The organism is Klebsiella sp. EMBS2024 (genome assembly GCF_036233805.1).
GTDB classification, from domain to species: domain Bacteria; phylum Pseudomonadota; class Gammaproteobacteria; order Enterobacterales; family Enterobacteriaceae; genus Klebsiella; species Klebsiella pneumoniae.
Genome location: NZ_JAZARW010000001.1, coordinates 957,075 through 969,634, shown reverse-complemented (window position 1 = coordinate 969,634; position 12,560 = coordinate 957,075). Strand labels below are relative to the sequence as shown.

Annotated in this window: 9 protein-coding genes; 4 read left to right on the top strand and 5 right to left on the bottom strand. The window is 60.9% G+C overall.

Annotation, left to right across the window (positions count from 1 at the left end):
* Positions 1-338: 338 nt before the first annotated feature.
* The 5 genes from gsiD to iaaA form a co-directional block, all read right to left on the bottom strand.
* Entirely contained in the window at positions 339-1,250 is a 912-nt protein-coding gene (gsiD, locus tag VZP09_RS04455; RefSeq protein ID WP_038806660.1) for a glutathione ABC transporter permease GsiD, read from the bottom strand.
* 1 nt (position 1,251) lies between these two features.
* Entirely contained in the window at positions 1,252-2,172 is a 921-nt protein-coding gene (gene gsiC, locus VZP09_RS04450) for a glutathione ABC transporter permease GsiC (protein ID WP_148672391.1), read from the bottom strand.
* Positions 2,173-2,218: 46 nt separating this feature from the next.
* Positions 2,219-3,760 carry a glutathione ABC transporter substrate-binding protein GsiB gene (gene gsiB, locus VZP09_RS04445; protein ID WP_328794924.1) on the bottom strand — a complete coding sequence of 514 codons (1,542 nt, stop codon included), beginning with the start codon at positions 3,758-3,760 and terminating at the stop codon, positions 2,219-2,221.
* Between the two features lie 32 nt (positions 3,761-3,792).
* Positions 3,793-5,652, bottom strand: a complete 1,860-nt coding sequence (gsiA, locus tag VZP09_RS04440; protein WP_021312990.1) for a glutathione ABC transporter ATP-binding protein GsiA — start codon at positions 5,650-5,652, stop codon at positions 3,793-3,795.
* Positions 5,653-5,669: 17 nt separating this feature from the next.
* Positions 5,670-6,611, bottom strand: a complete 942-nt coding sequence (gene iaaA / locus VZP09_RS04435) for a beta-aspartyl-peptidase (RefSeq protein ID WP_004147725.1) — start codon at positions 6,609-6,611, stop codon at positions 5,670-5,672.
* A gap of 235 nt (positions 6,612-6,846) precedes the next feature.
* On the opposite strand from iaaA, the gene moeA reads away from it, so the two are divergent.
* From moeA to VZP09_RS04415, 4 genes are all read left to right on the top strand, one after another.
* Positions 6,847-8,082 (top strand): molybdopterin molybdotransferase MoeA, encoded by a 1,236-nt coding sequence (gene moeA / locus VZP09_RS04430; RefSeq protein ID WP_029602270.1) that lies wholly within the window; start codon positions 6,847-6,849, stop codon positions 8,080-8,082.
* Positions 8,082-8,837 (top strand): molybdopterin-synthase adenylyltransferase MoeB, encoded by a 756-nt coding sequence (moeB, locus tag VZP09_RS04425; RefSeq protein WP_004176736.1) that lies wholly within the window; start codon positions 8,082-8,084, stop codon positions 8,835-8,837. Before moeA ends, moeB begins: the two co-directional genes overlap by 1 nt.
* Before the next feature lie 154 nt (positions 8,838-8,991).
* Entirely contained in the window at positions 8,992-9,891 is a 900-nt protein-coding gene (locus VZP09_RS04420; RefSeq protein WP_023282322.1) for a glycyl-radical enzyme activating protein, read from the top strand.
* A gap of 4 nt (positions 9,892-9,895) precedes the next feature.
* The gene (locus VZP09_RS04415; RefSeq protein ID WP_032414720.1) at positions 9,896-12,328 is read left to right on the top strand and encodes a formate C-acetyltransferase/glycerol dehydratase family glycyl radical enzyme; all 2,433 of its coding nucleotides are present in this window, start codon (positions 9,896-9,898) and stop codon (positions 12,326-12,328) included.
* Positions 12,329-12,560: the final 232 nt, after the last annotated feature.

Here is a 12,560-nt window from a genome sequence, read left to right as displayed (position 1 = left end):
CCCAGGTCCGCGCAAGCGCAGCGCCACGGGCAAGCATTGATTACCTTCCAGGCAGCCCTGTTGCGCCGTTATTTTGCTGCGCCATAAGAGACATAACGCAGACGATTAACCGGGAGCGCAAACTACGCTGAAGCCACAGATAACATAAAGGACTTTCCAGCGATGCTTCGCCTCACCCTGGCCCTCTCCCGGGAGGAGAGGGAACCGTCCGGCGGTCGTTTCCGCCTCACACCGCTCCCTGCGCCATGAGAGACCTAACGCAGAAAATTATCCGGAAGCGCAATGTGCGCTGAAGCCGCAGATAACATAAAGGACTCCCGGCGGAGCTTTCCCTCATCCTACCCCTTTAACTTCGGATCCAGCGCATCGCGCAGGCCATCTCCCAGCAGATTAAACGCCAGCACGGTCACGAAAATCGCCACCGCCGGAAAGAGCGCCACGTGCGGAGACATCACCATATCCGCCCGCGCTTCGTTGAGCATCGCGCCCCACTCCGGGGTGGGCGGCTGCGCGCCGAGGCCGAGAAACGACAGACTGGCCGCCGAAATAATCGATACCCCAATGCGCATGGTGAAATAAACCACGATCGATGACACCGTCCCCGGCAGAATATGGTTGAACAGAATGGTGGCGTCGCTGGCGCCGATGCTGCGCGCCGATTCAATAAAGGTCTGCTGCTTCAGAACCAGCGTATTGCCGCGCACCAGACGAGCAAACGCCGGGATCGAGAAGATCGCCACGGCGATGATCACGTTGGCCATCCCGCTGCCCATGACGGCGACCACCGCGATCGCCAGCAGGATCCCCGGAAAGGCGAACAACACGTCGCAAAGTCGCATAATGAGCCGGTCCCACCAGCCCTCATAGTAGCCAGCCAGCAGCCCAAGCACCGTGCCGATGGCCGCGCCAATCAGCACCGCCAGTACCCCGGCGGCCAGCGAGATCTGCGCCCCGACCAGCACCCGGCTGAAAATATCCCGTCCCAGGGAGTCGACTCCGAACCAGTGCACCAGCGAAGGTCCCTCGTTCAGACGGTCGTAGTCGAAATAATTTTCCGCATCGTACGGCGCTATCCATGGGGCAACGATGGCTACCGTAATCAGCAACAGCACGAAAATACCAGCGCCCATCGCCACCGGCTGGCGACGAAAGCGCCGCCAGAACTCATGCCAGGGGGTATGGATCTCGCCGGGTCTGATGCCCGGCATGGCGTTCAGCGCCGCCTGCCTTCTCCAGTTAAGCAATCGCACCTTACTTATACCTGATAGCCGGGTTTATGGCCGCGTACAGCACATCCACCACTAAATTGATAAGAATAAACTCCAGCGAAAAGAGCAGCACTTCCGCCTGAATCACCGGGTAATCGCGCATCTCCACCGAATCGACCAGCAAGCGCCCAAGCCCCGGCCAGTTAAACACCTTCTCCACAACGATCGACCCGCCGAGCAGAAAGCCGAACTGCAGCCCCATTATGGTCACCACCGGGATCATCGCATTGCGCAGACCATGCTTGAGCACCACCCGCGTTTCGCTCACCCCCTTCGCCCGGGCGGTGCGCATATAGTCTTCATGCAGCACATCGACGAATGACGCGCGGGTAAAGCGCGCCATGACCGCCGCCACCGCCGCGCCAAGGGTCAACGATGGCAAAATATAGTGCCGCCAGCTGTCGGCCCCCACCGTCGGCAGCCAGCCCAGCTCAACCGAAAACACCTGCATTAGCAGCATACCAAGGGCAAAAGCCGGAAACGAAATACCGCTCACCGCCAGCGCCATTCCCAGACGGTCGGGCCAGCGATTGCGCCACACCGCGGCCGCAATCCCCGCCGCCATCCCGAACAGTACCGCCCAGCTCATGCTGGCCAGCGTCAGCCACAGCGTGGGCATAAAGCGACTGGCTATCTCACTGGCAACGGGACGCCGCGAGGCCATGGAAATGCCAAAATCGCCGCGCAGCACGTTGGTGATGTAGTGCCAGAACTGGACATGCAGCGGCTGGTCAAGCCCCAGCTGCTGGCGCACCATCGCCACCACCTGGGCATCGGCCTCAGGTCCGGCAATCAGCCGCGCCGGGTCACCGGGCAGCATATGGACGAATAGAAACACCAGCACCGCGACGATAAGCAGAGTGGGGATCAGGCCCAGCAGGCGCTTAATCACATAATTCAGCATCGCTCCCTCCCATTCCGGGAGAGAGGACGCATGAAGATGAACATGATCACGGCGTCAGGTCCGCCTGTTCGAAGCTAAAGCCGGTATCCGGCTGGATATAGAAACCGGTGAGGTTCTTGCTGTGGGCGGAGACCAGTTTCTCGACCACCAGCGGCACCCACGGCGACTCTTTCCAGATAATATCCTGCGCCTCTTTATAGAGTTTGGTTTTCTGTTGCGGATCGGTGGTTTTCAGCGCCTCGCTCAGCGCGTTATCCACCTGCGGGTTGCTGTAAAACGCGGTATTAAACAGCGTCGGCGGCCAGTTTTGCGAGGCGAACAGCGGCGACAGCGCCCAGTCGGCTTCACCGGTGGAGGCGGACCAGCCGGTATAGAACATCCGTACCCCGCTCTCTCTCTGCCCTTTACCTTCCACTTCCGCCGCCCGCTGACCAGCGTCCATCGCCGTCACCTGCGCCTTAATCCCCACCTGCGCCAGCTGCTGCTGGGTGAACTGCAGTACTTTCTGCGCGGTGCTGTGATTATGTGATGACCACAGCGTGGTGCTGAAACCGTTAGGGTAGCCCGCCTCTTTCAGCAGCTGGCGCGCTTTCGCCGGATCGTATGGCCAGGCGGTGTAGGTCTGGGCATAGGCGATCGACGGCGGCACCACTCCGGTCGCCGGGGTGGCGTAGCCGGCGAACGCTACCTTCACCAGCGCCTGGCGGTTAATCGCATAGTTGATGGCTTCCCGTACCTTCGGATTATCGAACGGCTTCTGCGTCACGTTCATGCTGATGTAGCGCTGCATGATCGACGGGCTGGCCACCAGCTCCAGTTTGCTGTTTTTCGCCAGCAGCGGCGCCTGTTCGTAAGGGATCGGGAAGGCGAACTGCGCCTCGCCGGTCTGCAGCATCGCCGCCCGGGTATTGTTATCCACCACCGGACGCCAGGTGATAGAATCCAGCTTTGGCAGCCCCGGCTGCCAGTACCCATCGAACTTGCTGACCTTCACAAAATCCGTCTGGTTCCAGGTGTCGAGCTTATACGGCCCGGTGCCCACCGGGTGGAAGCCGATATCCTTACCATATTTTTTCAGCGCCGCCGGCGAAATCATCGCTGTCGCCGGATGGGCGAGAATGTTAATAAACGCCGAGAAGGGCTGCTTCAGGGTAATTTTGACCGTAGTCGGATCGACCGCCTCGGTACTGGCGATATTTTTATACAGGTTATAGCGCTTGAGATGGTTATCCGGGTTACTCGCGCGATCGAGGTTAGCCTTTACCGCCTCGGCGTTAAAGTCAGTGCCATCCTGGAATTTCACCCCGCTGTGCAGCTTAACGGTGTACACCAGGCCGTCCGGTGACACGGTATAGCTCTCAGCAAGAACGTTTTGCAGCTTCATCTNTTTATCAAGGCCGAACAGGCCTTGATAAAAGGACTTCGCCACCGCCTGCGACAGGGTATCGTTGGCATCATAGGGGTCGAGGGTCGTGAAGTTAGACCCGACCGCCACCACCACATCTTTGGCGGCAAAGGCGGGAGCGCTCGCCAGGGCTGCCGCGATACTCAGCGCCAGCCACCATTTGCGTGAAACAGGTTGTGTCATCGTGTTCTCCTGAAAAGATGCGTTATGTGTTGTTATGTTCTGCCCAGCACATCGGCGGATTCGCGGGCGACGAAGTGGCCCGGCCCGACCTGCTGCAACGGCACGCTGGCGATCTCCTCGCCCCGCTTATAAATATTGCCCGGGACGTCATCAGACAGCAGGACCCGCTGCGGATGACGGTGGCCCGGGTCGGCCACCGGTACGGCGGCCATGAGCTTACGGGTATAGGGGTGCTGCGGGTTTTCAAACACCGCGCGGCGCGGGCCTATTTCGACAATGCGACCGCGATACATCACCGCCACGCGGTGGCTGATGCGCTCCACCACCGCCATATCATGGGAAATAAACAGAAACGCGATGCCCATCTCGCGCTGCAGGTCGAGCATCAGATTGATAATCTGCGCCCGAATGGAGACATCCAGGGCCGACACCGACTCGTCGGCTATCACCACCTTCGGATTCAGCGCCAGCGCGCGGGCAATGCAGATCCGCTGCCGCTGGCCGCCGGAAAAGGCATGGGGATAGCGCCAGGCATGCTCCGGCTGCAACCCCACGCGCTTCAGCAGCCAGGCGACTCGCTCACGCGCTGCTTCCCCACGCAGCAGGCCATGCACCCGCAGCGGCTCCATAATCGAATCGCCGACCGTCTGACGCGGATCAAGCGAGGCGTAAGGGTCCTGAAAAATAAACTGAATATTGCGCCGCAGAGCCTGCAGCTTGCCGCCGGCGAGGGTATCGATCCGCTGACCGTCGAAGGTAATGGTGCCTCCCTGGGTCTCTACCAGCCTCAGCAGCGCCCGGCCGGTGGTCGACTTGCCGCAGCCGGACTCGCCCACCAGCGACAGGGTCTCTCCCGGCCAGAGATCAAAACTGACCTTCTCCACCGCACGCACTTCGCGCGTCACGCGATTGAGCAGCCCGCCGCGCACCGGAAAACGGGCCACCAGGTCACGCACCTGCAGGATCGGCTCGCCGGCGACTACCGTATCGGGCGTTTCGCTCTCCGCCAGCGGCTGGCCCGGTAGCGGAAAACGGCGCGGCAGATCCTGGCCACGCATCTCCCCCAGCCGCGGGACCGCCGCCAGCAGCGACTGCGTATACGGGTGCTGCGGCGAACGAAAGATCTCCTCAACGCTGCCGGTCTCTACCGCCTCACCGCGATACATCACCAGCACCCGATCGGCGATATCGGCCACGACGCCCATATCGTGGGTGATAAAGATCACCCCCATCGCCATCTCCTTTTGCAGAACGGCAATGAGTTGCAGAATTTGCGCCTGGATGGTGACATCCAGCGCCGTGGTTGGCTCATCGGCTATCAACACCGCCGGCCGACAGGAGAGCGCCATGGCGATCATCACCCTCTGGCGCATGCCGCCGGAGAGCTGGTGCGGATAGCGCGAGAGCATCTCTTCCGCCTGGGGAATACGCACCTGATCGAGCATCTTTTTCGCCGCGCGCAGCGCCTCTTCGCGCCCCAGCCCCTGGTGCAGGCGCAGGGATTCGGCAATCTGCTCGCCGATGGTAAAAACCGGATTCAGCGAGGTCATCGGCTCCTGAAAAATCATGGCCAGATCCGCGCCGCGCACCCGGCGCATCTCAGCGTCCGTTTGCTCATTGAGCGCGATCACCTGCCGGTTACGCCGCCGCAACCACAGCCCCTCGCTGTTCACCTCGCTGCTGGCCGCGTCTAGCAGACGCATCAGCGCCAGCGCGGTCACCGATTTTCCCGAACCGGACTCACCCACTATCGCCAGCGTCTCGCCGCGGCGCAGGCTGAAGGAAAGCTGACGCACGGCCTGCACCTCCGGCGCATCCTGCTGGCGGAACGCCACGTTCAGGTTGCGCACCACCAGCACTTCGCAGGTATCGGTTTCGTGAGTTTGCGACACTCGCCCTCTCCCTTGTTCTATTCGCGATAAATGCCAATGGTCGGCGTATCGCCGGCATAGCACCAGGCGCGGTACATGCCTTCACTGTTAAACGGTAAAACGACGTTGCCTTCGCGATCGACGGCTATCAGCCCGCCGCTGCCGCCGAGAGCCGGCAGTTTCTCCATCACCACCCGCTCGCAGGCGGAATAGAGACTGAGCTGCCCATACTCCATCAGGGCGGCGATATCGTAGGCCGCCAGGGTGCGCATAAAGACTTCGCCGGTGCCGGTACAGGAGACCGCCACGCTGGCATTATTGGCATAACACCCCGCGCCCGGCAGCGGGCTGTCGCCGACGCGTCCGGGCAGTTTGTTGGTCATGCCGCCGGTGGAGGTCGCCGCCGCCAGATTGCCGGCCAGATCGAGCGCCACCGCGCCGACGGTGCCCATTTTCTGGCGTTCGTCGAGTGGAGCGGCGTGGTGGTCGAGGATAATCTCCCCGCCCGCTTTCGCCTCCTGCAGCTGCAGCAGCCTTTCAGGAGTGGAAAAGAGATCGTTATCCACGCGCGCCATCCCGTGGGAGATGGCAAAATTTTCCGCCCCCTCGCCGATCAGTAGTACGTGCGGACTCTTCTCCAGCACCAGACGCGCCGCCAGCACCGGATTACGCAAATGTTTGACCCCGGCTACCGCGCCAGCCTGCAGGCTGTAGCCGTCCATTACGCAGGCGTCCAGCTCGTGGGTTTGATCGCGGGTAAATACCGCGCCCATTCCGGCGTTGAACAACGGACACTCCTCCAGCAGCCGAACGGCCTCGGTCACGGCATCCAGCGCGCTGGCGCCCGCGGCCAACATTTTCTGCCCGCTTTCGACGATAGTCGACAGCGCCGCCACATACTCTCGCTCCCGCTCCGGCGTCATTTGCGCGCGAGAAATCGCCCCTGCGCCGCCGTGAATTGCTATAACCGCCTTGCCCATTTCGCCAGTCCTTAACGATGAAGTGGATCGCCCCTGCCCTGTCGTACCGCGGCGCGGCGCCGGTCACGTCATGAATAAGGGTATTGATATCATTATATTGCTGAATGTCTTATACAATTTTTGAATATAGAAAGAGCGGCGGGCGATGTAAAGCCTCGTACCCAGGTGGCATACAGCCCGCGCCGCTTTTCTGCCATAATAGGCGTTTTCGCTGTTTTGCCCGCAGGAGTGACCCATGGATTTTACCGCCGGACTGATGCCGCTCGACACAGCCCTCGCCCAGATGCTCGATCGTATTACGCCGCTGAACGCGACGGAAACTGTACCGCTGTTGCAGGCCTTCTCGCGTGTGACCGCCCATGACATCGTCTCCCCGCTGGATGTGCCCGGCTTTGATAACGCGGCGATGGATGGCTATGCCGTCCGGCTGAACGACCTTCGCGACGGCGCGACGCTGCCGGTCGCCGGTAAGGCCTTCGCCGGCCAGCCGTTCAACGACGCCTGGCCGTCGGGCACCTGTATCCGCATCATGACCGGCGCGCCGGTGCCGGAAGGCTGCGATGCGGTGGTGATGCAGGAAGAGACTGAACAGACCGAGGCCGGCGTGCGCTTTATCGCGCCGGTAAAAGCCGGGCAGCATATTCGCCGCCGCGGAGAAGATATTGCCCACGGCGCGGTGGTCTTCCCGGCGGGGACACCCCTGACGGTGGCCGAGCTGCCGGTGCTGGCCTCGCTGGGCATTGCCGAGGTCGAGGTGGTGCGCAAGGTACGCGTCGCGGTCTTCTCAACCGGCGATGAGCTGCAGCTGCCGGGTCAACCGCTCGGCGACGGCCAGATTTACGATACCAACCGCCTGGCAGTGCACCTGATGCTGCAGCAGTTGGGCTACGAGGTCATTAACCTCGGCATTATTCCTGACGACCCGGCGAAGCTGCGCGACGCCTTTATCGCCGCCGACCAGCAGGCCGATGTGGTCATTAGCTCAGGCGGCGTCTCGGTGGGTGAAGCCGATTACACCAAAACTATCCTCGAAGAGCTGGGGGAGATCGGCTTCTGGAAGCTGGCGATTAAGCCGGGGAAACCCTTCGCCTTCGGCAAGCTCAGCAGCAGCTGGTTCTGCGGCCTGCCGGGTAACCCGGTGTCCGCCACCGTCACCTTCTGTCAGCTGGTGCAACCCCTGCTGGCGAAACTCTCGGGCAAGCACGGCCCGCTTCAGGCGCCCCGCCTGCGGGTCCGCGCCGCCACGCGCCTGAAAAAGTCGCCTGGCCGCCTCGATTTTCAGCGCGGTATTCTGCAGCGCAACCCGGACGGCGAACTGGTGGTGAACACCACCGGCCATCAGGGCTCGCACATTTTCAGCTCCTTCAGCCTCGGCAACTGCTTTATCGTGCTGGAGCGTGAGCGCGGCCATGTTGAAGCAGGTGAATGGGTCGAGGTCGAACCCTTCAGTCACCTGTTTGGGGGGCTGTAATGACCGTTGAGCTGAGCGATGAAGAGATGCTGCGCTATAACCGGCAGATCGTCTTGCGCGGTTTTGATTTTGACGGCCAGGAGCGGTTAAAAGCCGCTCGCGTGCTGGTGGTCGGCCTCGGCGGGCTCGGCTGCGCCGCCGCGCAGTATCTGGCCGCCGCCGGGGTCGGGCAGCTCACCCTGCTTGATTTCGACACTGTCTCGCTCTCCAACCTGCAGCGCCAGACGCTGCACAGCGACGCCACCCTCGGCCAGCCGAAGGTGGATTCCGCCCGCGAGGCGCTGGCGCGCATTAACCCGCACGTCCGTCTGGTCCCGCTCAATGCCTTGCTGGATGAGGCGGCGCTGGCGGCGCAGATTGCCGATCACGATCTGGTGCTCGACTGCACCGACAACGTCGCCATTCGCAACCAGCTTAACGTCGGCTGCTTTCAGCACAAAACCCCACTGGTCTCCGGAGCGGCGATCCGTATGGAGGGGCAAATCAGCGTCTTTACCTATCAGGATGGCGAACCCTGCTACCGCTGCCTGAGCCGTCTGTTCGGCGAAAATGCCCTCACCTGCGTCGAAGCCGGGGTAATGGCCCCGCTGGTAGGCACCATCGGTTCGCTGCAGGCGATGGAGGCGATTAAGCTGCTGAGCGGCTACGGCACCCCTGCCAGCGGAAAAATCGTCATCTACGATGCCATGACCTGCCAGTTTCGCGAAATGAGGCTGATGCGTCACCCGCAGTGCGAGGTATGCGGCTCGCACTGACCCTCACACCGGCGACGAGAGTCGCCGGTGGTTTTGTGACCGCTCTCGTTATTTTCTCCTCTCTGACTTATCCCCATCCCGCTTGTTGATTTGCGTCAACATAACTTTCATTCGAAAGTGTTTTTATGTTCATACGCAAACAAGAGGATAAGCCATGATCTTCAACATCCAGCGCTATTCCACCCATGACGGCCCAGGGATCCGCACCGTCGTCTTCCTGAAAGGCTGCTCGCTGGGCTGCCGCTGGTGCCAGAACCCGGAGAGCCGCGCCCGTAGCGAAGATCTGCTGTATGACTCGCGGCTGTGCCTGGCCGGCTGCGAGCTGTGCCAGCAGGCGGCGCCGGCGGTTATCACCCGCACCCTCGATGGCCTGATCATTCACCGGCAAAACGTTAACGACAGCCATATCGCCGCGCTGCGCGACTGCTGCCCCACCACCGCGCTCACGGTGTGCGGCGAGGAGAAGAGCGTCGAGGAGATCATGGCGACGGTGCTGCGTGATAAACCATTCTACGATCGCAGCGGCGGCGGCATCACTCTTTCCGGCGGCGAACCCTTTATGAACCCAACGCTGGCGCAAGCGCTGTTCGAAGCCAGCCATCAGGCAGGCATTCACACCGCCGTGGAAACCTGCCTGCACGTGCCGTGGAAATACATTGAACCGTCTTTACCCTTTGTCGACCTGTTTCTCGCCGATCTGAAGCACGTTGACGAGGCCGTTTTTCAGCAGTGGACCGACGGCAGCGCCCGCCGGGTGCTGGATAACCTGCAGCGTCTGGCGCAGGCGGGGAAAAAAATGATTATTCGCGTGCCGTTGATCCAGGGATTCAACGCCAGCGAAGCCGACATTGCCGCGATCACCGATTTTGCCGCCGACCGCCTGCAGGTCAGCGAGATCCATTTCCTGCCGTACCACACGCTGGGAATGAACAAATACCAGTTACTCAGTCAGCCCTACACCGCACCGGACAAACCGCTGGATGCTCCTGAGCTGCTCGCCTTCGCGCAGGATTATGCGCAAAGCAAGGGGCTAACGGCGATATTACGAGGATAACCCTATGACTACCCTGAAGCTCAACACCCTCAGCGCCCGTATCCAGGCCCATAAAATGGCGCTGGTGCATATCGTCAAGCCGCCGGTCTGTACCGAGCGCGCCCGCCACTATACGGAGATGTATCAGCGGCATCTCGATAAACCGATCCCGGTGCGCCGCGCGCTGGCGCTGGCTCACCACCTGGCGGAGCGCACCATCTGGATCAAGCACGATGAGCTGATCGTCGGTAACCAGGCCAGCGAAGTGCGCGCCGCGCCTATTTTCCCGGAATACACCGTCAGCTGGATTGAGAAAGAGATCGACGATCTCGCCGACCGCCCCGGCGCCGGCTTCTCGGTCAGCGAGGAGAATAAACGCGTATTGCATGAAGTGTGCCCATGGTGGCGCGGCCAGACCGTACAAGACCGCTGCTACGGTATGTTCACCGATGAGCAAAAGGCGCTGCTCGCCACCGGCATTATTAAGGCGGAAGGCAATATGACCTCCGGGGATGCTCACCTCGCGGTCAACTACCCCTTGCTGCTGGAGAAAGGCCTCGACGGGATGCGTGCGAAAGTCGCCGAACGCCGCTCGCGTATCAATTTGACGGTACTGGAAGACCTGCACGGCGAGCAGTTCCTGAAAGCGATTGATATCGTGCTGGAAGCGGTCAGCGATCACAGCAAACGCTTCGCCGCGCTGGCGCGCGAGATGGCGACAGCAGAATCCCGCGAATCACGCCGCCACGAACTGCTGACGATTGCCGAAAACTGCGACGTCATCGCCCATGAGCCGCCGAAAACCTTCTGGCAGGCGCTGCAGCTGTGCTACTTCATTCAGCTTATCCTGCAGATTGAATCCAATGGCCATTCGGTATCCTTCGGCCGTATGGACCAGTACCTCTACCCGTACTACCGCCGCGACGTTGAGTTGCAACAGTCGCTGGATCGCGAACAGGCCATTGAGCTGCTGCACAGCTGCTGGCTGAAGCTGCTGGAGGTCAATAAGATCCGTTCCGGCTCACACTCCAAAGCCTCTGCCGGCAGCCCGCTATACCAGAACGTCACCATCGGCGGCCAGAATCTGGTGGATGGTAAGCCGCAGGACGCGGTCAACCCGCTGTCTTATGTGATCCTGGAATCCTGCGGTCGCCTGCGTTCTACCCAGCCGAACCTCAGCGTGCGCTACCACGCCGGGATGAGCAACGACTTCCTCGACGCCTGCGTCCAGGTGATCCGCTGCGGTTTCGGCATGCCGGCGTTTAACAACGATGAAATCGTCATCCCGGAATTCATTAAGCTGGGCATTGAGCCGCAGGACGCCTACGATTACGCGGCTATCGGCTGTATCGAAACCGCGGTCGGCGGTAAGTGGGGCTACCGCTGCACCGGCATGAGCTTTATTAACTTCGCGCGGGTGATGCTGGCGACGCTGGAAGGCGGCCGCGATGCCACCAGCGGTCAGGTGTTCCTGCCGCAGGAGCACGCCCTGTCGAAAGGCAACTTCGCTAACTTCGATCAGGTGCTGGCCGACTGGGACCGCCAGATTCGTTACTACACCCGTAAATCCATCGAGATTGAGTACGTGGTCGATACCATGCTGGAAGAGAACGTCCACGATATTCTCTGCTCGGCGCTGGTCGATGACTGCATCGAACGGGCGAAAAGCATTAAGCAAGGCGGCGCGAAGTATGACTGGGTTTCCGGCCTGCAGGTGGGTATCGCCAACCTCGGCAACAGCCTCGCGGCGGTGAAAAAACTGGTCTTCGATCAGGGCGCCATCGGCCAGCAGGAGCTGGCGAAGGCGCTGGCGGAAGATTTCGACGGTCTGACCCATGAGCAGCTGCGCCAGCGGTTGATCAACGGCGCGCCGAAGTATGGTAACGATGATGACAGCGTCGACCAACTGCTGGCGCGGGCCTACCAGACCTATATCGACGAGCTGAAGCAGTATCACAACCCGCGCTATGGCCGCGGCCCGATTGGCGGCAATTATTACGCTGGCACCTCCTCTATTTCCGCTAACGTCCCGTTCGGCGCGCAGACCATGGCGACGCCGGATGGCCGTAAAGCGCATACCCCGCTGGCGGAGGGGGCCAGCCCGGCCTCCGGTACCGACCATCTGGGTCCGACGGCGGTTATCAGTTCGGTGGGCAAGCTGCCGACCGGGGCGATCCTCGGCGGCGTGCTGCTTAATCAGAAGCTGAATCCGTCAACGCTGGAGAACGAGTCCGATAAGCAGAAGCTGATGGTGCTGCTGCGCACTTTCTTCGAGGTGCACAAAGGCTGGCATATCCAGTACAACATCGTGTCGCGCGACACGCTGCTGGAAGCCAAGAAACATCCTGACCAGTACCGCGATTTAGTGGTCCGCGTCGCTGGATACTCGGCGTTCTTCACCGCCCTGTCGCCGGATACCCAGGACGATATTATCGCCCGTACCGAACATACGCTGTAATCCTTCGTGCCCGCTGGCGCTATGCTTAGCGGGCCAACCCTGTTCTGCAGGCCGGAAAAGACATGCCCTTCCGGCATTTTCTGAATGCCTGAACTTTCATTCGAAATAAATTTGTGCTCCTCATCACATTGTAATTAGAATGTTACTGGTCGAAGTTAAGCCAGGAGCACTCTCTTATGACCGTTAAAGTTATCGTCACCGATATGGACGGAACTTTTCTCAATGACGCCAA